Below are 25,789 nucleotides of genomic sequence, written 5' to 3' on the forward strand. Positions count from 1 at the left end.
TTCATTGGTCTGCCCCTGATTGTATCATGAAGATTTCTCATACGCCATTATTCATACAATGAAAACTCCGCTGGCTTGTATTTTGATGGGGGGAAATGCTCAGATCAGGTAGGCTGGATCCCTATCCGGACAAGCGCGAGAAGCATTTTCAGATATTGCAGGATGAAAGTGAGTATCTGTTGTCGTTGACAAACAAAGTGCTGACTCTTTCAAAATTGGAAAACTATCAGCTGAGGCTTGTGAAGGAGGAAGTACAACTTCGTCCCATGCTGGAAGACCTTATCGGGAAATATACTGCCAAAGCGGAGAAACCGGTACATTTTTTCCCTCCGGCTGGAGTCGGAGTGGGTGTATGCTGATGAGGAATTTCTGCAAGAAACCCTCAGTAACCTGATAGACAAGTCTATAAAATATTCGGGTGAAGAGGCGGATATACAAATTTCATCCTCATACCAGGCTGATAAATCCTATTTAATAGAGGTAAGGGATAACGGTATGGGTATCCCTCTGAAAGATCAAAGCCGTATATTCGAGAAGTATGAATGTGCTTCGGCAGCCGATCGCAGCCGTAAGGGAGGTGCACCGGGTTTTGGATTGAACTATGTTTTCCGCGTGGCCGAGGCACATGGTGGAAAAGTGAATGTGGAAAGTATTGAAGGAGAGTATAGCGAGTTCTCTCTTTCTCTGCCGGGTGAGACTCTGGTATCCTACCGTGGATTTCAATGGAATTTGCTACAAAATCCACTGGAGCAGGGTGCAATACATACGTATGTGTAGGGCGATGCTTGCGTACGTGTGGCTCGATGCATGCATACGTGCAGGCTTACACGTTACTAACTAAAGTTTATTGTTGAATAAAATACGCCGACATGGTGTTTAAAATACGTCTTCATCTTTTAAGAAAACATCTTCATCTTTTAAGAAAACAACTATACGTTTTTTAAACACGCCAGCATGTTTCGTGAACAGACCTAGCCTGTTCAGTGAACAAGCCTAGTCTGTTCCGCGCACAGACCTAGTCCATTCAGTGTACAAACCTAGCTTGTTCATCGCATTCCCCCCTCGCTAAGTCAATATCCCCCTTTTTCCCTCATCCTTTCATCTTATGTCATACACACAGACAGTCAGCCACTAAAAACTGAAACCACTTCCCCACACTCCCGTTTCAGCCGTATGGCTTGTCTCCTTTCACTGAAATCGGTTGACTCGTGCTGAAAGGAGGCTGAAAAGACAATGACAGGATGTCCCTTTATAGCCGGAACGCCTATGAATAGGGCGTTTCAGTGGTAGCTGAAAGGAGGAAAGAAACAATCGGTTTTTATCGTTGAGGCATACAAAATGAAGGTAATTACAGCATCCCTACAGGTTCATGAACGGATAATGATCACTGGATTGGAAATCATGTGTGCAGGAGTCATTGACACCGGCACACATGAATGTATAAGGCTGGTTAGCCTTTTCGGTAGAAAGAAGGATAAAGGTATCTCTAAAGAGTGCTTTATCCTTCTTGGGTTATGATTTAGAAACTATAGGCTACGCCCAGATTGAATACTGCCTGATCCAGATCACTGATCAATTGGTATTTCATTTCGAAGTTCATGCTCCAGTTTCTATCTAAAGCAAATTCCATACCTGCCCCCAGGTTGACACCGAATTTGCTGGTGCTGGCCCCAAAGCCTGCCCCTATACCTAAATCTTGATGCCAGCTGGTAAATGTAAATCCGGCTAATGGATAAATTTTCACATTGCTTGCTATTGGAACCAAGTAATGGACATTGGCATTAATGTCGAACATGCTCAACCCGTTGTGCTTGAAAAAATAATCCATTGAAGGCTCAATGCGTATCTCATTGGTAATATTGTATTGGTATTTGGCACCAATACCCACACTTTCTGTTTCAGTTCCGTAGCTTAAGCTACCGCCCACTGCCTGTTTCCCTTGCTGAGCAAAAGCGGAACCTAATCCTAGAAATATCAGGCTGGCTGCAATAATGAACTTTTTCATAATCAATCCTTTTTAGTTAATACTAGCGTTTCTTTATTTTCGATAGATAGAACTATTTTTGTTCTTCTCCTTCTTCTTTAAACCAGGAAGCATACATCAGATATCCGTTGGCTATCTTTTGGTTCAGCTCTTTGCTTTGTGCTTCAGGTATCTTTTTGATGAACTTGGCCGGAACACCGGCCCAAAGACTTCCCGGTTCGATAATGGTATTGCTTAATACCAAGGCACCGGCGGCTACAATGGCTCCCTCGCCCACAACGGCATGATCCAGTACGGTAGATCCCATCCCGATCAGGGCGCCATCTTTTATGGTAGCTCCGTGTATGGTTACATTGTGTCCCACAGAGACGTCATTTCCAATCTCCACAACGGACTTTTGGTACAACGTGTGCAGTACGCTGCCGTCCTGAATGTTTACGCGGTCGCCTATACGGATGGAATTTACATCACCGCGCAATACGGCATTGAACCAGATGCTGCAATCTTTTCCGATGACAACATCGCCTATAATAGTGGCATTGTCGGCTAAATAACAGTTCTCGCCGATTTCCGGAGTGAATCCTCTTACTGATTTTATGAGTGCCATAATTTATTTCTAGCGTTTTAAGGGGGATGTTACTTCTTTTAACCACTCGCGCTCCTCATTGTTCAATTTCGGGCTTAATCGGTTATAAACTTTTTCGTGATAGTGGTTGAACCATTCCAGTTCCTCGTCACTCAGCAGGGTTGTAAGAATGGCTTCTTTGTCGATGGGGCAGAGAGTGAGTGGCTCGAATTTATAGTATGTGCCAAATTCGGTTTCCTGTGCCGGGACTATCAACATCGTGTTTTCTGTGCGTATGCCATGACGCCCGGCTTTGTAAATGCCCGGCTCATTGGTCACGGTCATGCCCGGAACAAGTAAGGCGGGCATGTGATTCATGCGGAACTGATGAGGCCCTTCGTGCACATTCAGGAAACAACCTACGCCGTGTCCTGTTCCGTGCAGGTAATTAATCCCGGCCTTCCACATGGGGAGACGGGCAAGTGCATCCAGCTGGGTGCCGCAAGTACCGTGTGGGAATTGTGCCATCGAGAGCTGGATAAATCCTTTCAGGACTAGGGTGTAATCCGTTTTTTCTTCTTCGGTAAGTGTTCCTAAAACAAGGGTGCGGGTAATGTCTGTTGTTCCATCCAGGTATTGTGCGCCACTGTCCAGCAGTAACATGCCTTCGGCTTTTAGTGGGACATCGGTTTCGGGAGTCGCTTCATAGTGCACGATGGCACCGTGGTCCTTGTACCCGGCAATGGTGTCGAAACTGATTCCTTTGAAAGAATCTTGTTCGGCGCGGAATTCGTATAATTTCCTGTCGATGCTGATTTCGGTCTCATTTCCGGTGGGAACGGCTGCTTTCAGCCAACGGAGAAACTTGACCATGGCCACTCCGTCGCGTTCCATGGCATGGTGGAAGCCTTCGATCTCGGTCTTGTTCTTCACCGCCTTCAACAGGAGTGCGGGAGAGGGGGCTACCTCGACAACGGAATTAGTGCAAGCCGCTGCATGGATGGCTGCATTGACACCGGTTGATACCTGGAGTTTTCCGGTGAAGGCTTTCAAATCTTCTTCTACCGCCGGGTAGGACTTGACCTCCACTCCGTTTTCTGCCAGATAACCTTTGATTTCTTCGGATAATTTGTTTTCTATTATATATAAGGTAGAGCCATTGTCGGTAATGAGAAGGTAACTCACAAATACCGGATTGCAGTGTACATCACTTCCTCTCAGGTTTAATGTCCATGCGACTTCGTCCAATGCGGAAATCAGTATGCCTGTGCAACCATTTCGGTGGACTGCCTCCTGTATCTGGGCTATTTTATCTCCACAGCTGATGCCGGCGTACTTTAATTCGTGTATAAACACCTGGTCGCCGGGTAGTCCGGGGCGATCTGTCCATAGCTCCTGAAATGGGTCGGGAGCAAGAGTCAGGCAGATCTGTTTCTTTTCCAACGCTTTCTGTAAGTCGCAGGTTTCCTGATAACTGTTTACCCAGCCGTCTATTCCTACTTTGTCTCCTGCCTTCAACACGCTGCCTAGCCAGTCTGTAATAGAAGGGGTGTCCGGCAGCCGGTCCTTGAATAAGTCGAAGCCTGTGCCTTCCAGTTGTTCGGCTGCTTGAAGAAAGTAGCGTGAATCTGTCCAAAGCCCGGCCTTGTCCAGTGTTACGACAGCTGTGCCCGCCGAACCGGTGAAGCCTGATATCCATTTACGCGCTTCCCAATGTGCGGGAACATATTCTCCCATGTGCGGGTCGGTACTGGGGATAATGAAAGCTGAAAGCTGGTGTTTACGCATGAAATGGCGTAGTCCGGCTATTCTATTTGTAATTTCCGATTTCATTTTAATTGGTTTATAATGGTTTGTACTGGAAAGCAAAGATACGATTTCTGGATTATTTTAGATAAATAATTGCGGAAAGTTTTGTAAATAAAGAAAGTATGTGTAATTTTGCGCCGCAATTTGACTATCAGAAAATTTTAATAACAACATATTTAATAATTAAAAACAATGATTGTAGTACCAGTAAAAGAAGGCGAAAACATTGAAAAAGCGCTGAAGAAGTTCAAAAGAAAATTTGAAAAAACAGGTGTTGTAAAAGAATTAAGAGCTAGACAACAGTTCGACAAGCCGTCTGTATTGAACAGACTGAAAAGAGAGCGTGCAGTCTATGTGCAGAAGCTTCAGCAAGTAGAAGAATAATTAAAAACTCGCACATTCTTTGAATAATTGAATTCTTTTTCATATATTCGTTGCTGAATTGATAAGCGACGTTTCTTATGATGACAGACTCTTTTTTGGATTATCTTCGGTTTGAAAGGAACTATTCTGAGAAAACGATAGTTAGCTATGGAATAGATTTGACCAAATTTGAAGAATACTTCAAGGGGAGGGATGAGAATATTGATTTTACAACGGTAGATGCGGATCTGGTCCGTGGTTGGATAATGAACCTGATGGAGGCTGGGTATACATCTACTTCTGTAAACCGGAAACTGAGTTCGCTCCGGTCGTTTTATCGTTTCCTTCTGAAGAAAGGCGTGGTGAGGGTGGACCCGATGTTGAAAATCATTGGTCCGAAAAACAAGAAGCCTCTGCCTGTATTTCTGAAAGAACGTGAAATGGACCGACTCTTGGATGAGGTCCCTTTTAAGGACGATTTTACAGGTTGTCGGGATAAAATGATATTGGAAATGTTTTATGCTACGGGCATGCGGCTTTCCGAACTGATAGGGCTGAATGATGTGGATGTCGATTTCTCTGCATCTCTGATAAAAGTGACGGGTAAGAGAAACAAACAGCGGCTGATTCCTTTTGGTGAAGAACTGCGGGAAGCGATGCTTGTTTATCTGAAGGTAAGAAACGAAGCGTTGCCTGGAAAAGCGGAGGCGTTTTTTGTTCTGGAGAATGGGAAACGGATGTATGCTGGAAAGGTATATCTTTTAGTGAAACGGAACCTCTCAAAGGTGGTATCGCTGAAAAAAAGAAGTCCGCATGTGTTGAGACATACTTTTGCAACTACTATGCTGAATAATGAGGCAGAGTTGGGCGCGGTGAAGGAATTGCTGGGCCATAGTAGTCTGACAACAACGGAGGTCTATACGCATACAACTTTTGAGGAACTTAAAAAAGTTTATGAACAAGCTCATCCAAGAGCGTAAAAAAGGAGGTATTTATGGAAGTTAGAATTCAAGCTATTCATTTCGATGCAACGGAAAGACTTCAGGATTTTATCCAGAAAAAAGCTGCTAAGTTAGAAAAGTATTGTGACGATATAAATAAAGTGGAGGTGTCATTAAAAGTGGTAAAACCTGAAACTGCAATGAACAAGGAGGCTAGTATGAAAGTGTTGGTTCCTAATGGTGAGTTCTTTGCAGAGAAGGTGAGTGATACATTTGAAGAGTCAGTTGACGTGTGCGTGGACGCACTTTCCAAGCAATTGACAAAATATAAAGAAAAACTGCGCGGTAAATAAAAAAAATCGCTGAAAGTTTTTGAGATTTAAAATAAATATCTAACTTTGCAGCCGCTTAACCATCCGAGGTGGAATGGTTGCAAAGTTAGAAATAACAAGCCTCTTTAGCTCAGTTGGCCAGAGCACGTGATTTGTAATCTCGGGGTCGTTGGTTCGAATCCGACAAGAGGCTCAAGAAAAGATGCTGAAAAGCTAATAGATCTTTGAAAAATAAGTTGGGCAAATACCAGAGTGGCCAAATGGGGCAGACTGTAAATCTGCTGTCTTTCGACTTCGGTGGTTCGAATCCATCTTTGCCCACATTCTTGAGGCTTTGAAAAGTCTTTAGTTTTGCGGAAGTAGCTCAGTTGATAGAGCATTAGCCTTCCAAGCTGAGGGTCGCGGGTTTGAGCCCCGTCTTCCGCTCTCTTTTCTTGCTGTTATAGCTCAGTGGTAGAGCACTTCCTTGGTAAGGAAGAGGTCACGAGTTCAAGTCTCGTTAACAGCTCTTTGATAACGTAATTGCTGATTATTAATCAAATAAATAACAAGTAAAGCTATGGCTAAAGAGAAATTTGAACGTTCGAAACCGCACGTTAACATTGGTACTATCGGTCACGTTGACCACGGTAAAACCACTTTGACTGCTGCTATCACTACTGTGTTGGCTAAAAAAGGTCTTTCAGAATTGCGTTCTTTCGATTCAATCGACAACGCTCCTGAAGAAAAAGAAAGAGGTATTACTATCAATACTTCTCACGTAGAATATCAAACTGCAAATCGTCATTATGCTCACGTTGACTGTCCGGGTCACGCCGACTATGTAAAGAACATGGTTACTGGTGCTGCTCAGATGGATGGCGCAATCATCGTTTGTGCTGCAACTGATGGTCCGATGCCTCAGACTCGTGAACACATCCTGTTGGCTCGTCAGGTAAACGTACCTCGTTTGGTTGTTTTCTTGAACAAGTGCGATATGGTTGACGATGAAGAAATGTTGGAATTGGTAGAAATGGAAATGCGTGAACTGCTTTCATTCTATGATTTCGACGGCGATAATACTCCTATCATCCGCGGTTCTGCACTGGGTGCTTTGAACGGTGTTGCTGAATGGGAAGATAAAGTAATGGAATTGATGGATGCAGTTGATACTTGGATTCCATTGCCTCCGCGTGATATCGATAAACCTTTCTTGATGCCTGTTGAAGACGTATTCTCTATCACTGGTCGTGGTACTGTTGCTACAGGTCGTATCGAAGCTGGTGTTATTCATGTAGGTGACGAAATTGAAATCCTTGGTTTGGGTGAAGATAAGAAATCAGTTGTAACTGGTGTTGAAATGTTCCGTAAACTGTTGGATCAAGGTGAAGCTGGTGATAACGTTGGTTTGTTGTTGCGTGGTATCGACAAGAACGAAATCAAGCGTGGTATGATCTTGTGTAAGCCGGGTCAGGTTAAGGCTCACTCTAAGTTCAAAGCTGAGGTTTATATCTTGAAGAAAGAAGAAGGTGGCCGTCACACTCCGTTCCATAACAAATACCGTCCTCAGTTCTATTTGCGTACTATGGACTGTACAGGTGAAATCACTTTGCCGGAAGGAACTGAAATGGTAATGCCTGGTGATAACGTAACTATTACAGTTGAGTTGATCTACCCGGTTGCATTGAACGTAGGTTTGCGTTTCGCTATCCGCGAAGGTGGACGTACAGTAGGTGCTGGTCAGATTACAGAACTTCTTGACTAATACACATTACATTAGATAAATAATATGATCAGTTCTCGGTCGTAATATACCGGGGACTGATTTTTACGGGAGTAGCTCAGTTGGTAGAGCACCGGTCTCCAAAACCGGGTGTCGGGAGTTCGAGCCTCTCCTCCCGTGCTAAACTTGAAAGAATATGTTTCAGAAAGTAGCAAATTATTGTAAAGAATCTTATGACGAATTAGTCCATAAAGTATCATGGCCTACTCGTAAAGAACTTTCTAGTAGCGCAGTGGTTGTTTTATATGCTTCCCTGCTCATTGCGCTAGTCGTTTTTCTTATGGATTCAGTCTTCCAGTTTGTAATGGAGGATATTATCTATCCGCACTAATAATTGAGTAAAGATGTCTGAGATTGAAAAAAAGTGGTACGTGTTACGTGCCGTTAGTGGAAAAGAAAGCAAGGTTAAGGAATATCTTGATGCTGACATTAAGAATAGTGACCTTAGCGAGTATGTGTCTCAGGTGTTGATTCCTACTGAGAAAGTGTATCAGGTTCGCAATGGTAAGAAAATTGTGAAAGAAAGAAGTTATCTTCCCGGATACGTTTTAGTAGAAGCTGCTTTGGTCGGTGAAGTTGCTCATCATTTGAGAAACACTCCGAATGTAATCGGCTTCTTGGGAGGTTCCGAAAATCCGGTCCCTCTGAGACAATCGGAAGTGAATCGCATACTTGGTACGGTGGATGAACTCCAGGAAGGCAGTGAGGAACTGAATGTACCTTACACCGTAGGAGAAACAGTGAAAGTTGCCGTTGGACCGTTCAGTGGCTTCAGTGGTCTCATTGAAGAAGTGAACACCGAAAAACGGAAGTTGAAGGTTATGGTTAAGATCTTCGGACGTAAAACTCCGCTGGAACTTGGCTTTATGGATGTCGAGAAAGAATAATGCATCCTGTTACGTGCATTAGACTTTCGATATAATTAATATATAAAAATTAGAAACAAAATGGCTAAAGAAGTTGCTGGACTAATCAAATTACAGATTAAAGGAGGCGCTGCAAATCCATCACCTCCCGTTGGACCTGCTTTGGGTTCTAAGGGTATTAACATCATGGAATTTTGCAAGCAATTCAATGCCAGAACCCAGGACAAAGCAGGTAAGATTTTACCTGTAATCATTACCTACTACGCAGATAAGTCTTTTGATTTTGTCATCAAGACTCCTCCCGTAGCTATTCAATTGCTTGAAATGGCTAAGATTAAGAGTGGTTCTGCTGAGCCTAACCGTAAGAAAGTTGCTGAAATTACTTGGGAACAAGTTCGTACGATTGCTCAGGACAAAATGGTTGACTTGAACTGCTTCACTATCGAGTCGGCTATGACTATGGTAGCTGGTACAGCTAGAAGTATGGGTATCGCTGTAAAAGGGGAATTCCCGGGTAATAACTAATAAACTTCAATTATAATGGGTAAACTGACAAAAAATCAAAAGTTGGCTGCAGAAAAAATTGAAGCAGGGAAAGCATACTCACTGAAAGAAGCTGCACAGTTAGTTAAAGATATTACTTTTTCTAAATTTGATGCTTCATTAGATATTGACGTACGTTTAGGTGTAGACCCTCGTAAAGCTAACCAAATGGTTCGTGGTGTAGTTTCACTGCCTCACGGAACAGGTAAGCAGGTACGTGTCTTGGTTCTGTGTACACCTGATGCTGAAGCTGCTGCAAAAGAAGCTGGCGCTGACTATGTTGGTCTTGACGAATATATTGAAAAGATCAAAGGTGGATGGACTGATATTGATGTTATCATCACAATGCCGTCTATCATGGGTAAGATCGGTGCTCTGGGTCGTGTTCTTGGTCCTCGCGGATTAATGCCGAATCCTAAGAGTGGTACTGTAACTATGGATGTAGCTAAGGCTGTTAAGGAAGTTAAGCAAGGTAAGATTGACTTTAAGGTTGATAAGAGCGGTATCGTTCATACTTCAATTGGTAAGGTTTCTTTCACTGCTGATCAGATTCGTGATAATGCGAAAGAATTTATCGCTACTATCATTAAATTGAAACCAAGCTCAGCTAAGGGTACCTATATTAAGAGTATTTATCTTTCAAGTACTATGAGTAAGGGTATCAAGATTGATCCCAAAACTGTAGAAGAAAACTAATAATAAGGAGGAATCATGAGAAAGGAAGATAAAGGCGTTATTATTGGTCAGTTGGCTGAAACCGTTAAGCAATACGGACATTTCTATTTGGTTGACACAACTGCTATGGATGCAGCTAAGACAAGTGAACTGAGAAGAAAGTGTTTTAAAGCTGGTATTAAGCTGGTTGTTGTGAAGAATTCTTTGCTTCACAAAGCTCTGATGAGCATGGAAGATGTTGATTTCTCTCCGTTGTTCGATTCTTTAAAAGGTACAACTTCAGTAATGTTTAGCGAAGTAGCTAACGCTCCTGCAAAGTTGTTGAAAGAATACAAAGAGGAAATTCCTGCATTGAAAGCAGCTTATGCTGAAGAAGGTTTCTATGTAGGTGCTAATCAACTGGATGCTCTTTGCAATATCAAGAGTAAGAATGAAGTTATTGCTGATATCATTGCATTGCTGCAATCACCGGCGAAGAATGTTATTTCTGCTCTTCAATCAGGTGGTAACACCATTCATGGAGTTCTTAAGACTCTGGGCGAACGTGCCGAATAATCAATTTTATAATCAATTAGTAACAAACAATTAAAATCATACAAAAATGGCAGATTTGAAAGCTTTTGCAGAACAATTAGTTAACTTGACAGTAAAAGAAGTTAATGAACTTGCAACTATCCTTAAAGAAGAATACGGTATTGAACCTGCTGCTGCAGCTGTAGCTGTTGCTGCTGGTCCTGCTGCTGGTGCAGCTGCTGCTGAAGAAAAAACATCTTTCGATGTAGTTTTGAAGAGCGCAGGCGCTGCTAAATTGCAGGTTGTTAAAGCCGTTAAAGAAGCATGTGGTCTTGGCTTGAAAGAAGCTAAAGACATGGTAGACGGTGCTCCTAGCACAGTAAAAGAAGGCTTGGCTAAAGACGAAGCTGAATCACTGAAGAAAACTTTGGAAGAAGCTGGAGCTGAAGTTGAGCTTAAATAATATTAGCCTGAGTATCAGGTAATACGGTTAGGAATCCTCAAGCAGAGGATTCTTAACCTTTTTGTGTCTATATTATTATTAAGTTCTACAAAATATTAACAAATGTCTTCAAATACTGAAAATCAAAGAGTTAATTTTGCTTCCATCAAGAATCCGATGAAGTATCCGGATTTCTTGGAAGTGCAATTGAAGTCATTCCAAGACTTTTTACAGTTGGATACCCCGCCCGAAAAACGTAAGAATGACGGGCTGTACAAGGTATTTGCTGAAAACTTCCCTATCGCTGACACTCGTAATAACTTTGTCCTTGAATTCTTGGACTATTACATTGATCCGCCTCACTATTCAATAGACGAGTGTCTGGAGCGTGGTCTCACATACAGTGTGCCTTTGAAGGCGAAATTGAAGCTGTATTGTACTGATCCTGATCATGAAGATTTCGACACGGTCATTCAGGATGTTTATTTGGGGCCTATTCCGTATATGACTCCGAAAGGAACTTTTGTAATCAATGGTGCTGAACGTGTAGTCGTTTCTCAGTTACATCGTTCTCCGGGTGTATTCTTCGGCCAGAGTGTACATGCTAACGGTACGAAATTGTACTCTGCCCGTATTATACCATTCAAAGGTTCATGGATCGAATTCGCTACAGACATCAATAATGTGATGTATGCGTATATCGACCGTAAAAAGAAATTGCCTGTAACGACTCTGTTAAGAGCGGTGGGCTTTGAAAATGATAAAGATATCCTCGAAATCTTTAACTTGGCTGAAGACGTTAAAGTTAACAAGACTAATTTGAAGAAAGTCGTAGGAAGAAAACTCGCTGCTCGTGTTTTGAAAACATGGACAGAGGATTTCGTAGATGAAGACACCGGTGAAGTTGTTTCTATTGAACGTAATGAGGTGATCATTGATCGTGAGACTGTGATAGAAGAGGATCATATCGATGAAATTATTGATTCTGGCGTTCAGAATATCCTTGTTCATAAGGAAGAAGCGAATTCATCCGACTACTCTATTATTTTTAATACGCTTCAGAAAGACCCGAGCAACTCTGAAAAAGAGGCTGTACTTTACATTTACCGCCAGTTGCGTAATGCAGACCCGGCTGATGATGCCAGCGCCCGTGAGGTTATCAATAACTTGTTCTTCTCTGAAAAAAGATATGACCTTGGCGAAGTAGGCCGTTACAGAATCAACAAAAAGTTGGGGCTGACTACGGATATGGATGTGAAGGTATTGACAAAACAAGATATTATCGAAATCATTAAGTATCTGATTGAGTTGATTAACTCTAAAGCGGATGTTGATGATATTGACCATTTGAGTAACCGTCGTGTACGTACGGTGGGCGAGCAGTTGTCTAACCAGTTTGCAATTGGTTTGGCACGTATGTCCCGTACTATCCGTGAACGTATGAACGTACGTGACAATGAAGTGTTTACTCCGATTGATCTGATTAATGCGAAGACTATTTCTTCTGTTATCAATTCATTCTTCGGTACAAATGCTTTGTCGCAGTTCATGGACCAAACCAATCCGTTGGCCGAAATCACTCACAAACGTCGTTTGTCAGCGTTAGGCCCTGGTGGTTTGTCACGTGAGCGTGCCGGTTTCGAGGTTCGTGACGTACACTATACTCACTATGGCCGTTTGTGTCCGATTGAGACTCCGGAAGGTCCGAATATCGGTTTGATCTCTTCTTTGTGTGTATATGCTAAGATCAATGAACTCGGCTTTATCTCTACTCCTTATCGTAAGGTAGCTGATGGCAAGGTGGATATATCTGCTGAAGGTATTGAATATCTCACAGCTGAAGAGGAAGAAGACAAGGTTATAGCTCAGGGTAATGCTCCGTTGGATGATGAAGGCAAATTTGTTCGTGAGAAAGTAAAAGCTCGTCGTGATGCCGATTATCCGGTCGTTACTCCTGACCAGGTGGAGTTGATGGATGTTTCTCCACAGCAGATCGCTTCTATCGCTGCTTCTTTGATTCCGTTCCTGGAACATGACGATGCTAACCGTGCATTGATGGGATCAAACATGATGCGCCAGGCGGTTCCTTTGTTGCGTACAGAGGCTCCTATCGTAGGTACAGGTATTGAAAAGCAGTTGGTTGAAGACTCTCGTACTCAGATTGCCGCAGAAGGCGACGGGGTTGTGGAGTATGTGGATGCAACGACTATCCGTATCCTGTATGACAGAAATGAAGATGAAGAATTTGTAAGCTTTGAACCTGCTTTGAAGGAATACAGAATTCCTAAATTCCGTAAGACTAATCAGAGTATGACTATTGACCTTCGTCCTACTTGTGATAAAGGTCAGCGTGTGAAGAAAGGTGATATCCTGACTGAAGGATATTCAACTCAGGGTGGTGAGCTTGCATTGGGTAAGAATCTGTTGGTGGCTTATATGCCTTGGAAGGGGTATAACTACGAGGATGCTATTGTGTTGAATGAACGCGTTGTACGTGAGGACTTGTTGACCTCTGTACACGTTGATGAATATATTTTGGAAGTCCGCGAGACGAAACGCGGTATGGAAGAATTGACTTCTGATATTCCTAATGTGAGTGAGGAAGCTACTAAAGATTTGGATGAAAACGGTATCGTTCGTGTAGGTGCGCGTATCGAACCGGGTGATATCTTGATTGGTAAGATTACTCCAAAGGGTGAATCAGATCCTTCTCCGGAAGAGAAATTGCTTCGTGCTATCTTTGGTGATAAGGCAGGTGATGTGAAGGACGCTTCATTGAAAGCTTCTCCGTCATTGCGTGGGGTCGTTATCGACAAGAAGTTGTTCTCACGTGTTATCAAGAGCAGAAGTGAGAAGAATGCCGATAAGGCTATTCTGCCTAAACTGAATGATGAATTCGAAGAGAAGGCTGCCAAACTGAAAGATATCTTGATTGAGAAATTGTTGGTGTTGACTAACGGTAAGGTTTCTCAGGGGGTAAAAGATTACTTGGGAACGGAAGTTATTGCTAAGGGTGCGAAGTTTACCAAACGCGATCTGGAATCATTGGATTATACTATTATTCAGTTGAGTAAGTGGACTGCCGACGCTCATAAGAATGATATGATCCGCGATTTGGTCATGAATTACCTGAAGAAATATAAAGAATTGGATGCTGAATTGAAGCGTAGGAAATTCGCTATCACTATCGGTGATGAACTTCCAGCAGGTATTATTCAGATGGCTAAGGTTTATATTGCCAAGAAACGTAAGATCGGTGTGGGTGATAAGATGGCGGGACGTCACGGTAACAAAGGTATTGTGTCTCGTGTGGTTCGCCAGGAAGATATGCCGTTCTTGGCGGATGGAACCCCGGTTGATATCGTATTGAATCCGTTGGGTGTGCCTTCTCGTATGAATATCGGTCAGATTTTTGAAGCCGTATTAGGTCGTGCCGGAAAAGAGTTGGGCGTGAAATTCGCTACCCCTATTTTTGATGGTGCTTCTATGGATGATTTAAATGAATGGACGGATAAAGCCGGATTGCCCCGTTATTGTAAGACTTATCTTTGTGATGGTGGTACAGGTGAGCGTTTTGACCAACCTGCAACAGTGGGTGTAACTTATATGTTGAAATTGGGTCACATGGTTGAAGATAAGATGCATGCTCGTTCTATCGGTCCGTACTCTCTTATTACTCAGCAGCCGCTTGGTGGTAAGGCACAGTTCGGTGGTCAGCGTTTCGGAGAAATGGAAGTGTGGGCGCTTGAAGCATTTGGCGCGGCACATATCTTGCAGGAAATCCTGACTATCAAGTCTGATGACGTTGTAGGACGTTCAAAGGCTTACGAAGCTATTGTGAAAGGTGAACCTATGCCGACTCCGGGTATCCCGGAATCTCTGAATGTATTGTTACATGAACTGAGAGGTCTTGGCTTGAGTATCAACCTTGAATAATAAAAAATATAACTCTTTACATTATAAATAAGGAAGTATGGCTTTTAGAAAAGAAACTAAGATAAAGAGTAATTTCTCGAAAATCTCAATTGGCTTGGCTTCACCCGAAGAAATCCTTGAGAATTCGAGCGGTGAGGTGTTGAAGCCTGAAACTATCAACTACCGTACCTACAAACCGGAACGAGATGGCTTGTTTTGCGAACGTATCTTTGGACCGGTAAAAGACTATGAATGTCATTGCGGTAAGTACAAACGTATCCGTTATAAAGGAATTGTGTGCGACCGATGCGGCGTTGAAGTGACTGAAAAGAAGGTGCGTCGTGAACGTATGGGACATATTCAGCTGGTTGTGCCTGTAGCACATATCTGGTATTTCCGTTCATTGCCGAACAAAATCGGTTATTTGTTGGGCTTGCCTACAAAGAAACTGGACGCTATTGTATATTATGAACGCTATGTAGTTATTCAGCCGGGTGTGAAAGCTGAAGACGGTATTAATAAATTTGATTTGCTTTCTGAAGAAGAGTATCTGGATATCTTGGATACGCTTCCAAAAGAAAACCAATATTTGGAGGATACAGATCCGAACAAGTTCATCGCTAAGATGGGTGCTGAAGCTATTTATGACTTGCTCTCAACTTTGGATTTGGATGCTTTGTCATACGAATTGCGTCATAAGGCAAGCAACGATTCCTCACAGCAACGTAAGAACGAGGCTTTGAAGCGTCTGCAGGTAGTTGAATCGTTCCGTGCATCTCGCGGGCGCAATAAACCTGAATGGATGATTGTACGTATTGTGCCGGTTATCCCTCCTGAACTTCGTCCGTTGGTTCCGTTGGATGGTGGTCGTTTTGCCACTTCTGACTTGAATGATTTGTATCGTCGTGTGATTATCCGTAACAACCGTTTGAAACGACTGATTGAGATAAAGGCTCCGGAAGTGATTTTGCGTAATGAAAAACGTATGTTGCAAGAAGCTGTCGATTCCTTGTTCGATAATTCACGTAAGTCAAGTGCGGTGAAGACAGACGCTAACCGTCCGTTGAAATCACTGTCTGATAGTTTGAAAGGTAAGCAAGGACGTTTCCGTCAGAACTTGTTGGGTAAGCGTGTTGACTATTCAGCTCGTTCGGTAATCGTCGTTGGTCCTGAATTGAAGATGGGTGAATGTGGTATTCCTAAGTTGATGGCTGCAGAACTTTACAAACCGTTTATCATCCGTAAGCTGATAGAACGTGGTATCGTGAAGACTGTAAAATCGGCAAAGAAGATTGTAGACCGCAAGGAACCTGTGATTTGGGATATCTTGGAACATGTAATGAAAGGTCATCCTGTATTGCTGAACCGTGCGCCGACTCTGCACCGTCTGGGTATTCAGGCTTTCCAGCCGCACATGATTGAAGGTAAAGCTATCCAGTTGCACCCGTTGGCTTGTACTGCGTTCAATGCCGACTTCGATGGTGACCAGATGGCTGTTCACTTGCCTTTGAGCAATGATGCGATTCTGGAAGCACAGATGTTGATGCTCCAGGCTCATAACATTTTGAATCCTGCCAATGGTGCGCCTATTACTGTGCCAGCACAGGATATGGTACTTGGTTTGTATTATATTACCAAACTGAGAAAAGGAGCTAAAGGTGAGGGCTTGACTTTCTACGGACCGGAAGAGGCTTTGATTGCTTATAATGAAGGTAAAGTGGATATTCATGCCATTGTCAACGTAGTTGTGAAGGATTTGGACAAGGATGGTAAAATCGTAGATGTGATGATGAAGGAAACCTCCGTAGGTCGTGTGATTGTAAACGAAATCGTTCCGGCTGAAGTAGGCTACCTGAATACCATTATTTCTAAAAAGTCTTTGCGTGACATCATTAGTGATGTTATCAAGGCTGTCGGTGTTGCACGTGCTTGTGAGTTCTTGGATGGTATTAAGAACTTAGGTTATTATATGGCTTTCAAGGGCGGGCTGTCATTCAACTTGGGCGATATTATTATCCCGAAAGAAAAAGAAGAACTGGTAAAACGTGGTAATGAGGAGGTTGAGCAGATTATGATGAATTATAACATGGGTTTCATCACTGACAATGAACGTTACAACCAGGTTATTGATACATGGACTCACGTAAATAGTGATTTGTCTGATATCCTTTACAAGACAATTAAGAACGATGACCAAGGTTTCAACTCAGTATTTATGATGCTTGATTCCGGTGCTCGTGGTTCTAAGGAGCAGATTCGTCAGTTGTCTGGTATGCGTGGTTTGATGGCAAAACCGCAGAAAGCCGGTGCTGAGGGTGCGCAGATTATTGAGAACCCGATTCTTTCAAACTTTAAGGAAGGTTTGTCTGTGTTAGAGTATTTTATCTCTACCCACGGTGCTCGTAAAGGTTTGGCGGATACCGCGTTGAAAACGGCCGATGCGGGATATTTGACTCGTCGTCTTGTGGACGTGTCTCATGATGTGATTATTAATGAAGAAGACTGTGGAACACTTCGTGGTCTGGTTTGTACAGCTTTGAAAAATAACGATGAAGTTATTGCCACTTTGTACGAACGTATTCTGGGACGTGTTTCTGTACATGATATCGTCCATCCTACTACTGGAAAACTGATTGTGGCTGGCGGTGAGGAAATTACAGAGGATATTGCGCAGGAAATCGAGGATTCTCCGATTGAAAGCGTTGAAATCCGTTCGGTATTGACTTGTGAATCTAAGAAAGGTGTATGTGCTAAGTGTTACGGACGTAACTTGGCATCCAGCCGTATGGTTCAGAAAGGTGAAGCTGTTGGTGTAATCGCTGCGCAGTCTATCGGTGAACCGGGTACACAGTTGACACTGCGTACATTCCATGCCGGTGGTATCGCAGGCAATATGGCTGCCAATGCAAGTATTGTAGCCAAGAATAATGCACGTTTGGAATTCGAAGAACTGCGTACGGTAGATACGGTTGATGAAATGGGTGAATCAGTGAAGGTGGTAGTCGGTCGTTTGGCCGAAGTCCGCTTTATTGATGTGAATACAGGAATTATCCTGTCAACTCATAACGTGCCTTACGGTTCTAAATTGTATGCTGCGGACGGTGATATTGTCGAGAAGGGCAAACTTATTGCTAAGTGGGATCCGTTTAATGCTGTCATTATCACAGAAGCTACTGGTAAGATTGAATTCGAAAGTGTGGTTGAAAACGTGACTTATAAGGTAGAATCTGATGAAGCTACCGGCTTGCGTGAGATTATCATTATCGAGTCCAAAGATAAGACTAAGGTGCCTTCTGCTCATATTGTGACAGAAGATGGCAATTTGATCCGTACTTATAACTTGCCTGTGGGTGGCCATGTCGTGATTGAAAACGGTCAGGCTGTGAAGGCTGGTGACATTATTGTGAAGATCCCTCGCGCTGTAGGTAAGGCTGGTGATATCACTGGTGGTCTTCCTCGTGTTACAGAGTTGTTTGAGGCACGTAACCCTTCTAATCCGGCTGTCGTTTCTGAAATAGACGGTGAAATTACTATGGGTAAGATTAAACGTGGTAATCGTGAAATTATCGTTACATCTAAGACGGGTGAGGTGAAGAAGTACTTGGTGAACCTGTCTAAGCAAATATTGGTTCAGGAAAACGACTATGTTCGTGCCGGAACTCCGTTGTCTGACGGTGCGATTACTCCTGCTGACATCTTGACCATCAAAGGTCCTACGGCTGTACAGGAATACATCGTTAATGAAGTGCAGGACGTTTACCGTTTGCAGGGTGTGAAGATTAATGATAAACACTTTGAGATTATCGTTCGTCAAATGATGCGTAAAGTAGAGATCGATGAGCCGGGCGATACCCGCTTCTTGGAACAACAGGTAGTGGATAAGCAAGAGTTCATGGAAGAAAACGACCGTATCTGGGGCAAGAAGGTGGTTGTTGATGCTGGTGATTCTCAGAATTTGCAGCCGGGGCAGATTGTCACTGCCCGTAAGTTGCGTGATGAGAACAGTATGCTGAAACGTCGTGACTTGAAGCCTGTTGAGGTACGTGATGCTATTCCTGCTACATCTACTCAGATTTTGCAAGGTATCACCCGTGCTGCTTTGGGAACTTCAAGCTTCATGTCGGCTGCATCATTCCAGGAAACAACGAAAGTCTTGAATGAGGCTGCCATCAATGGTAAGGTTGACAGGTTGGAAGGCATGAAGGAAAATGTGATTTGTGGTCACTTGATTCCTGCTGGTACCGGTCAGCGTGAATTTGAAAAGATTATTGTCGGTTCAAAGGAAGAGTATGACCGTATTCTTGCTACTCGTAAGAATGTCCTTGACTATAGTGAAGTAGAGTAATTTTAAATATACACAACGTAAAAGAGGCTGATTTCCCAGAGAGAAATCAGCCTCTTTAGATTTATAACAGATGCTATCGGAAAAATATATAGAGCAGCAGTGGGTATGTTGTATTATTGCAAATAAATATCTATATTTGTACTCTAACCAAAGAATTGAAGTTGGGAACATTGAGATTCAGAATATTTTTTAATGCTAAAGTATAAAATCATGGAAAACGAAAAAAATAACAATCAGCTGCAGATAGAGTTGAAAGAAGAAGTGGCTCAAGGAACGTATGCAAATCTTGCCATTATCACCCATTCCAGTTCGGAATTTATTGTTGATTTTGTGCGTGTAATGCCGGGATTGCCCAAAGCTGGAGTGCAGTCACGTATTGTACTGACTCCTGAACACGCAAAACGTTTGATGTATGCATTACAGGAGAATGTTGCAAAATACGAACGTAATTTCGGACCTATCCGAATGCCGGAAGAAATGAATGGGGGAAATAATGGACCGGATGGAAAAACATTCATTCCTCCTATAAGCGGATTTAAAGGGGAGGCATAAGGGCTTTTGTAGCGAAAATAACATAGTAGTCTGTTTTTCAAAAACTTTTTTTGAGAGACAGACTATTTTTATTGGTAGAAAGTATTGTTTATTAAAATGTTATTCGTAACTTTGCAGCCCAAAATGTATAGTTTTGGACTTAGTATAGCAAATTAATAAACAATATATAATAATTAAAAATCAAACAAAATGCCTACTATTCAACAATTAGTAAGAAAAGGAAGAGAGGTTTTGGTTGAGAAGAGTAAATCTCCGGCACTGGATTCATGTCCTCAAAGACGTGGTGTTTGTGTTCGTGTGTATACTACTACTCCGAAAAAGCCGAATTCAGCAATGCGTAAAGTTGCTCGTGTGCGTCTGACTAACTCTAAGGAAGTGAACTCTTATATTCCGGGAGAAGGTCATAACTTGCAGGAACACTCCATCGTATTGGTTCGTGGTGGTCGTGTGAAAGACCTTCCGGGTGTACGTTATCACATTGTTCGTGGTACTTTGGATACAGCTGGTGTGGCTGGTCGTACACAAAGACGTTCTAAATATGGTGCCAAGCGTCCTAAAGCTGGACAGGCTGCAGCTCCTGCAAAAGGAAAAGGAAAGAAGTAAATTGTAACTGAATTCCTGAAACAAAGAATATTAATTTAAGTTTTGGTTTGTTGGAATAAGCTATAAAGGTTGAGTAAATGCTTCGGAGGAAGCGTTGAAGTAAACGGAAAAGTGCAGCCCCAAACAAAACATTATTTTGAGAAAAAATGAGAAAAGCAAAACCAAAAAAACGTGTGATCCTTCCGGATCCGGTATTTAATGATCAGAAGGTCTCTAAATTCGTGAACCACTTGATGTATGATGGGAAAAAGAATACATCTTATGAGATCTTCTATGCAGCACTGGAAACAGTGAAAGCAAAACTTCCTAACGAAGAAAAATCATCTTTGGAAATCTGGAAGAAAGCTTTGGATAATGTAACTCCTCAGATTGAAGTAAAGTCTCGTCGCGTAGGTGGCGCTACTTTCCAAGTTCCTACTGAAATTCGTCCTGATCGTAAAGAGTCAATTTCAATGAAAAACTTGATTCTTTTCGCTCGTAAACGCGGCGGTAAATCAATGGCTGATAAATTAGCTGCTGAGATTATTGACGCTTTCAACGAACAGGGTGGCGCTTATAAACGTAAGGAAGATATGCATCGTATGGCTGAAGCTAACCGTGCATTCGCTCACTTCAGATTCTAATCAAGTAATAATTAATAAGTAAAGGACGAAAATGGCTAAACATGATTTGCATTTGACCCGCAATATCGGTATCATGGCTCACATCGATGCCGGTAAGACAACGACTTCAGAACGTATTTTGTTCTACACTGGATTAACTCACAAAATTGGTGAGGTGCATGACGGTGCGGCAACAATGGACTGGATGGAGCAGGAGCAGGAACGTGGTATCACTATTACATCTGCTGCTACTACTACTCGTTGGAAATATGCGGGAAATACTTATAAAATTAACTTGATTGATACTCCGGGACACGTTGACTTTACTGCTGAAGTAGAACGTTCCTTGCGTGTGTTGGATGGAGCTGTTGCGGCTTATTGTGCGGTAGGTGGTGTAGAACCTCAGTCGGAAACAGTATGGCGTCAGGCTGATAAATATAATGTACCTCGTATCGGTTACGTTAATAAAATGGACCGTTCTGGTGCTGACTTCTTCGAAGTTGTTCGTCAGATGAAGGATGTATTGGGCGCAAATGCTTGTCCTGTAGTAATTCCTATCGGTGCTGAAGAAAGCTTTAAGGGGGTTGTTGATTTGATCAAAATGAAAGCTATTTTGTGGCACGATGAAACAATGGGTGCAGATTATAGCGTAGAAGAGATTCCTGCGAACTTGGTTGATGAAGCTAATGAATGGAGAGAAAAAATGCTCGAAAAAGTAGCTGAATTTGATGACGCTTTAATGGAAAAATTCTTTGATGATCCTTCTACAATCACTGAAGAGGAAATTTTGCGTGCTTTACGTGCGGGAACATTGAAGATGGATATCGTTCCTATGTTCTGTGGCTCTTCATTCAAAAATAAGGGAGTTCAGACATTGCTTGACTACGTTTGTGCGTTCTTGCCTTCTCCGTTGGATACACCTGCTATCGTAGGTACTAACCCGAGCACTGGTGCAGAAGAGGATCGTATGCCTAGTGATGATGAAAAGACTTCAGCTTTGGCATTTAAGATTGCAACAGACCCCTATGTAGGTCGTTTGACTTTCTTCCGTGTTTACTCTGGTAAAGTAGAGGCTGGTTCATACATCTATAATACTCGTTCGGGTAAGAAAGAACGTGTGTCACGTTTGTTCCAGATGCATTCAAATAAACAGAACCCTGTGGAGGTAATTGGCGCAGGTGATATTGGTGCCGGTGTTGGTTTCAAGGATATCCGTACAGGTGATACATTGTGCGATGAAGATGCTCCGATCGTATTGGAGTCAATGGAATTCCCTGATCCGGTAATTGGTATTGCTGTTGAGCCTAAGACCCAGAAAGACCTTGACAAATTGTCTAACGGTTTGGCTAAATTGGCTGAAGAAGACCCGACATTTACTGTTAAGACTGACGAACAATCTGGTCAGACTATTATTTCTGGTATGGGTGAGCTTCACTTGGATATTATTATCGATCGTCTGAAACGTGAGTTCAAAGTAGAATGTAATCAGGGTAAACCTCAGGTTAACTACAAGGAAGCTATCACTAAGACTGTTGAGTTGCGTGAAGTTTATAAGAAACAGTCTGGTGGTCGTGGTAAGTTTGCCGATATCATTGTGGCAATCGGCCCGGTTGATGAAGACTTTACACAAGGCGGTCTGCAGTTTATTGATGAAGTGAAGGGCGGTAACGTTCCTAAGGAATTTATCCCATCAGTCCAGAAAGGTTTCCAGACAGCAATGAAGAATGGTGTATTGGCAGGTTATCCGCTGGATTCACTGAAAGTTGTTTTGAAGGATGGTTCATTCCACCCGGTTGACTCTGACCAGTTGTCATTTGAAATCTGTGCTATCCAGGCTTACAAGAATGCATGTGCTAAAGCAGGTCCTGTATTGACTGAACCTATTATGAAGCTGGAAGTTGTAACTCCGGAAGAAAATATGGGTGATGTTATCGGTGACTTGAATAAACGCCGTGGTCAAGTAGAAGGAATGGAATCAAGCCGTTCTGGAGCTCGTATTGTAAAAGCAAAAGTGCCTTTGGCTGAAATGTTCGGTTATGTAACAGCTTTACGTACTATCACTTCAGGTCGTGCAACCTCATCTATGACTTACGATCATCATGCTCAAGTTTCCAGCTCTATTGCTAAGGCTGTACTTGAAGAAGTGAAAGGTCGTGTGGACTTAGTATAATAGAAAAAGAAGGGGCGACGGGTTAGCGAATGACTCTTAATCCGGCCCCACTTTATATTTAATCATTTTTTAATTTAAAATCTAATGAGTCAAAAAATTAGAATTAAACTGAAATCTTACGATCACAACTTGGTGGACAAATCTGCTGAAAAGATCGTTAGAACTGTGAAGGCTACAGGCGCTATCGTCAGCGGTCCTATTCCATTGCCTACACACAAGCGTATTTTCACGGTAAACCGTTCGACTTTTGTTAATAAGAAGTCACGTGAACAGTTTGAATTGTCTTCTTACAAGAGATTGATCGACATCTATAGCTCAACAGCTAAGACAGTAGATGCTCTGATGAAGTTAGAATTACCGAGTGGAGTTGAAGTAGAAATTAAAGTTTAATGCATTTAAAAATTAACTGAAATGCCAGGATTATTAGGAAAGAAAATCGGAATGACATCCGTTTTCAGTGCTGATGGTAAGAATGTACCATGCACTGTTATCGAAGCTGGTCCTTGTGTAGTTACTCAGATTAAGAGTGTTGAGAAAGACGGCTATGCAGCTGTTCAGGTAGGTTTCCAGGACAAAAAGGAAAAACATACTACCAAACCTTTGATGGGGCACTTTAAAAAAGCTGGTGTAACTCCGAAGAGACACTTGGCCGAGTTCAAGGATTTTGAGACAGAACTGAATTTGGGAGACACTATTACAGTGGAATTATTCAATGATGTAGCTTATGTTGACGTTGTTGGTACTTCTAAAGGTAAAGGCTTCCAAGGTGTAGTGAAAAGACATGGATTTGGTGGTGTAGGTCAGACTACTCACGGTCAGCACAACCGCGCCCGTAAACCGGGTTCTATCGGTGCATGTTCTTACCCAGCAAAAGTATTCAAAGGAATGCGCATGGGTGGCCAAATGGGTGGTGACCGCGTTACTACACATAACTTACAGGTATTAAAAGTGATTCCGGAACACAATCTTCTTTTGATTAAAGGTTCGGTACCGGGTTGCAAAGGTTCAATCGTAATAATTGAGAAATAATGGAAGTTAACGTATTAAATATTAAAGGTGAAGACACCGGAAGAAAGGTTACGTTAAACGAATCTATCTTCGGAATTGAACCCAATGACCACGCTATCTATTTGGACGTTAAGCAGTTTATGGCTAACCAACGTCAGGGAACTCATAAATCTAAAGAAAGAAGCGAAATCAGCGGTTCTACTCGTAAATTAGGTCGTCAGAAAGGTGGTGGCGGTGCTCGTCGTGGTGATATCAACTCTCCGGTATTGGTGGGTGGTGCTCGTGTGTTTGGTCCTAAACCTCGCGACTATTGGTTCAAGTTGAATAAAAAAGTTAAGACATTGGCTCGTAAGTCAGCTCTGTCTTATAAAGTTCAAGAGAACGCAATCATTATTGTTGAAGACTTCACTTTTGAAGCTCCGAAGACTAAGGATTTCGTTGCTATGGTAAATAATCTTAAAATTGCTGACAAAAAGTTGCTTCTTGTTTTGCCGGAAGCTAATAAAAATGTATATTTGTCAGCTCGTAACATTGAACGTGCCGATGTAGCAATTGCTTCTGCATTAAATACTTACAAAGTATTGAATGCTGAAACTCTTGTTGTTACAGAAAACTCGCTCAAGGCTATCGAGAATATCTTATCTTAATTTAAAAAGGAGGCTTAGATAATGGGAATTATTATTAAACCGTTGGTTACTGAGAAAATGACTGCAATTACCGAGAAATTAAACCGTTTCGGTTTTATTGTGCGTCCTGAGGCTAACAAGTTGGAAATTAAGAGAGAGGTTGAAGCTTTGTATAATGTTACAGTAGTAGATGTAAATACGCTGAGATACTCGGGAAAGAGTAAAAGCCGTTACACTAAGTCTGGAATCATCAATGGTCGTACGAACGCTTATAAGAAAGCTGTTGTTACATTGAAAGAAGGCGATACTATTGATTTTTATAGCAATATTTAAAAAAGATGGCAGTACGTAAATTTAAGCCCACAACACCGGGGCAAAGACATAAAATTATTGGTACTTTTGAAGAGATTACTGCATCGGTACCAGAAAAGTCTCTTGTATTTGGAAAGCGCTCAACAGGTGGTCGCAACAATGTTGGTAAAATGACAATGCGCTATATGGGCGGCGGTCACAAGAGAAAATACAGACTTATCGATTTCAAGAGAAACAAAGACGGTGTACCCGCAGTCGTTAAAACAATAGAATACGATCCGAATCGTTCGGCTCGTATCGCTTTGCTGTTTTATGCTGATGGTGAAAAGAGATATATTATTGCTCCTAATGGATTGCAGGTTGGTAGCACATTGATGTCTGGAGCGAATGCAGCGCCTGAGATTGGTAACGCACTTCCGCTTGAAAACATCCCCGTTGGTACTGTAATTCATAATATTGAATTACGTCCGGGTCAAGGTGCAGCTTTGGTGAGATCAGCTGGTAATTTTGCTCAGTTAACTTCAAGAGAAGGCAAGTATTGTGTAATTAAATTGCCTTCAGGTGAGGTAAGACAAATACTTAGTGCTTGTAAGGCTACTATAGGTAGCGTTGGTAACTCTGATCATGGATTGGAATCTTCCGGTAAGGCAGGTCGTACTCGTTGGATGGGTCGTCGTCCTCGCAACCGTGGTGTTGTTATGAATCCTGTTGATCACCCGATGGGTGGTGGTGAAGGACGCGCTTCCGGAGGTCACCCAAGATCACGTACAGGCTTGTATGCTAAGGGCTTGAAGACAAGAGCTCCGAAGAAACAGTCTTCTAAGTATATTATTGAGAGAAGAAAGTAATAACTGATTAATT

The 25,789-nt window shown here is 42.4% G+C and carries 24 protein-coding genes, 5 tRNA genes and 1 pseudogene; 27 read left to right on the forward strand and 3 right to left on the reverse strand.

Going from position 1 to position 25,789, the window contains the following annotated elements:
- Window positions 1–28: 28 nt before the first annotated feature.
- Window positions 29–777: pseudogene (locus ACYQ0C_RS01170) on the forward strand (sensor histidine kinase); the annotation flags it as partial.
- A 742-nt stretch (window positions 778–1,519) separates the two neighbouring features.
- Here ACYQ0C_RS01170 and ACYQ0C_RS01175 read toward each other — a convergent pair.
- Genes ACYQ0C_RS01175 through ACYQ0C_RS01185 form a run of 3 tightly spaced genes read right to left on the reverse strand, consistent with a single transcriptional unit; the run spans window position 1,520 to window position 4,382 of the window.
- The gene (locus ACYQ0C_RS01175) at window positions 1,520–2,005 is read right to left on the reverse strand and encodes an outer membrane protein (protein WP_016275255.1); all 486 of its coding nucleotides are present in this window, start codon (window positions 2,003–2,005) and stop codon (window positions 1,520–1,522) included.
- Between the two features lie 52 nt (window positions 2,006–2,057).
- Window positions 2,058–2,591 carry a gamma carbonic anhydrase family protein gene (locus ACYQ0C_RS01180; RefSeq protein WP_016275256.1) on the reverse strand — a complete coding sequence of 178 codons (534 nt, stop codon included), beginning with the start codon at window positions 2,589–2,591 and terminating at the stop codon, window positions 2,058–2,060.
- Between the two features lie 9 nt (window positions 2,592–2,600).
- The gene (locus tag ACYQ0C_RS01185) at window positions 2,601–4,382 is read right to left on the reverse strand and encodes an aminopeptidase P family protein (protein ID WP_016275257.1); all 1,782 of its coding nucleotides are present in this window, start codon (window positions 4,380–4,382) and stop codon (window positions 2,601–2,603) included.
- A gap of 168 nt (window positions 4,383–4,550) precedes the next feature.
- On the opposite strand from ACYQ0C_RS01185, the gene rpsU reads away from it, so the two are divergent.
- The 26 genes from rpsU (at window position 4,551) to rplB (ending at window position 25,776) form a co-directional block, all read left to right on the forward strand.
- Window positions 4,551–4,742, forward strand: coding sequence for a 30S ribosomal protein S21 (gene rpsU, locus ACYQ0C_RS01190; RefSeq protein ID WP_016275258.1), 192 nt, complete (start codon window positions 4,551–4,553; stop codon window positions 4,740–4,742).
- Window positions 4,743–4,819: 77 nt separating this feature from the next.
- Window positions 4,820–5,701, forward strand: a complete 882-nt coding sequence (locus ACYQ0C_RS01195; RefSeq protein ID WP_016275259.1) for a tyrosine-type recombinase/integrase — start codon at window positions 4,820–4,822, stop codon at window positions 5,699–5,701.
- A gap of 14 nt (window positions 5,702–5,715) precedes the next feature.
- Window positions 5,716–6,015 carry a ribosome hibernation-promoting factor, HPF/YfiA family gene (gene hpf, locus ACYQ0C_RS01200; RefSeq protein ID WP_016275260.1) on the forward strand — a complete coding sequence of 100 codons (300 nt, stop codon included), beginning with the start codon at window positions 5,716–5,718 and terminating at the stop codon, window positions 6,013–6,015.
- A gap of 98 nt (window positions 6,016–6,113) precedes the next feature.
- Window positions 6,114–6,187: transfer RNA gene (locus ACYQ0C_RS01205), tRNA-Thr, on the forward strand.
- Window positions 6,188–6,232: 45 nt separating this feature from the next.
- Window positions 6,233–6,315 (forward strand) — tRNA-Tyr (locus ACYQ0C_RS01210).
- A 32-nt stretch (window positions 6,316–6,347) separates the two neighbouring features.
- A tRNA-Gly gene (locus ACYQ0C_RS01215) sits at window positions 6,348–6,420 on the forward strand.
- 10 nt (window positions 6,421–6,430) lie between these two features.
- A tRNA-Thr gene (locus ACYQ0C_RS01220) sits at window positions 6,431–6,502 on the forward strand.
- 51 nt (window positions 6,503–6,553) lie between these two features.
- A complete protein-coding gene (gene tuf, locus ACYQ0C_RS01225; protein WP_016275261.1) occupies window positions 6,554–7,738 on the forward strand; it encodes an elongation factor Tu in 1,185 nt (394 codons plus the stop codon).
- A 65-nt stretch (window positions 7,739–7,803) separates the two neighbouring features.
- Window positions 7,804–7,876, forward strand: a tRNA-Trp gene (locus ACYQ0C_RS01230).
- Window positions 7,877–7,892: 16 nt separating this feature from the next.
- The gene (secE, locus tag ACYQ0C_RS01235; protein ID WP_007838971.1) at window positions 7,893–8,087 is read left to right on the forward strand and encodes a preprotein translocase subunit SecE; all 195 of its coding nucleotides are present in this window, start codon (window positions 7,893–7,895) and stop codon (window positions 8,085–8,087) included.
- A 13-nt stretch (window positions 8,088–8,100) separates the two neighbouring features.
- Complete coding sequence (gene nusG, locus ACYQ0C_RS01240) at window positions 8,101–8,643, forward strand: transcription termination/antitermination protein NusG (RefSeq protein ID WP_016275262.1); 543 nt, start codon at window positions 8,101–8,103, stop codon at window positions 8,641–8,643.
- Between the two features lie 60 nt (window positions 8,644–8,703).
- Window positions 8,704–9,147 (forward strand): 50S ribosomal protein L11, encoded by a 444-nt coding sequence (gene rplK, locus ACYQ0C_RS01245; RefSeq protein WP_016275263.1) that lies wholly within the window; start codon window positions 8,704–8,706, stop codon window positions 9,145–9,147.
- 15 nt (window positions 9,148–9,162) lie between these two features.
- A complete protein-coding gene (gene rplA / locus ACYQ0C_RS01250; RefSeq protein ID WP_005844828.1) occupies window positions 9,163–9,861 on the forward strand; it encodes a 50S ribosomal protein L1 in 699 nt (232 codons plus the stop codon).
- Between the two features lie 15 nt (window positions 9,862–9,876).
- Window positions 9,877–10,395 (forward strand): 50S ribosomal protein L10, encoded by a 519-nt coding sequence (gene rplJ / locus ACYQ0C_RS01255; RefSeq protein ID WP_016275264.1) that lies wholly within the window; start codon window positions 9,877–9,879, stop codon window positions 10,393–10,395.
- A 46-nt stretch (window positions 10,396–10,441) separates the two neighbouring features.
- Window positions 10,442–10,816: a 50S ribosomal protein L7/L12 gene (gene rplL, locus ACYQ0C_RS01260; protein ID WP_005844832.1), complete on the forward strand. Its 375-nt coding sequence runs from the start codon at window positions 10,442–10,444 to the stop codon at window positions 10,814–10,816.
- A 102-nt stretch (window positions 10,817–10,918) separates the two neighbouring features.
- A complete protein-coding gene (gene rpoB / locus ACYQ0C_RS01265; protein WP_016275265.1) occupies window positions 10,919–14,731 on the forward strand; it encodes a DNA-directed RNA polymerase subunit beta in 3,813 nt (1,270 codons plus the stop codon).
- Between the two features lie 37 nt (window positions 14,732–14,768).
- Window positions 14,769–19,055, forward strand: a complete 4,287-nt coding sequence (gene rpoC / locus ACYQ0C_RS01270; protein WP_016275266.1) for a DNA-directed RNA polymerase subunit beta' — start codon at window positions 14,769–14,771, stop codon at window positions 19,053–19,055.
- A 210-nt stretch (window positions 19,056–19,265) separates the two neighbouring features.
- Entirely contained in the window at window positions 19,266–19,607 is a 342-nt protein-coding gene (locus tag ACYQ0C_RS01275) for a DUF3467 domain-containing protein (RefSeq protein WP_005844838.1), read from the forward strand.
- Window positions 19,608–19,796: 189 nt separating this feature from the next.
- Window positions 19,797–20,210: a 30S ribosomal protein S12 gene (gene rpsL / locus ACYQ0C_RS01280; protein ID WP_005844840.1), complete on the forward strand. Its 414-nt coding sequence runs from the start codon at window positions 19,797–19,799 to the stop codon at window positions 20,208–20,210.
- Between the two features lie 146 nt (window positions 20,211–20,356).
- Window positions 20,357–20,833: a 30S ribosomal protein S7 gene (gene rpsG, locus ACYQ0C_RS01285; protein ID WP_016275268.1), complete on the forward strand. Its 477-nt coding sequence runs from the start codon at window positions 20,357–20,359 to the stop codon at window positions 20,831–20,833.
- A 31-nt stretch (window positions 20,834–20,864) separates the two neighbouring features.
- Complete coding sequence (gene fusA, locus ACYQ0C_RS01290) at window positions 20,865–22,982, forward strand: elongation factor G (RefSeq protein WP_016275269.1); 2,118 nt, start codon at window positions 20,865–20,867, stop codon at window positions 22,980–22,982.
- Window positions 22,983–23,066: 84 nt separating this feature from the next.
- Entirely contained in the window at window positions 23,067–23,372 is a 306-nt protein-coding gene (gene rpsJ, locus ACYQ0C_RS01295; RefSeq protein ID WP_002558075.1) for a 30S ribosomal protein S10, read from the forward strand.
- Window positions 23,373–23,393: 21 nt separating this feature from the next.
- Window positions 23,394–24,011 carry a 50S ribosomal protein L3 gene (rplC, locus tag ACYQ0C_RS01300; RefSeq protein WP_016275270.1) on the forward strand — a complete coding sequence of 206 codons (618 nt, stop codon included), beginning with the start codon at window positions 23,394–23,396 and terminating at the stop codon, window positions 24,009–24,011.
- Window positions 24,011–24,637, forward strand: a complete 627-nt coding sequence (rplD, locus tag ACYQ0C_RS01305; protein ID WP_016275271.1) for a 50S ribosomal protein L4 — start codon at window positions 24,011–24,013, stop codon at window positions 24,635–24,637. The genes rplC and rplD overlap by 1 nt, the downstream gene beginning before the upstream one ends.
- A gap of 21 nt (window positions 24,638–24,658) precedes the next feature.
- On the forward strand, window positions 24,659–24,949 hold the full coding sequence (gene rplW / locus ACYQ0C_RS01310) for a 50S ribosomal protein L23 (protein WP_016275272.1): 291 nt from the start codon (window positions 24,659–24,661) through the stop codon (window positions 24,947–24,949).
- A 5-nt stretch (window positions 24,950–24,954) separates the two neighbouring features.
- Entirely contained in the window at window positions 24,955–25,776 is an 822-nt protein-coding gene (gene rplB / locus ACYQ0C_RS01315; protein ID WP_005844853.1) for a 50S ribosomal protein L2, read from the forward strand.
- Window positions 25,777–25,789: the final 13 nt, after the last annotated feature.

The organism is Phocaeicola sartorii JCM 17136 = DSM 21941 (assembly GCF_054653615.1).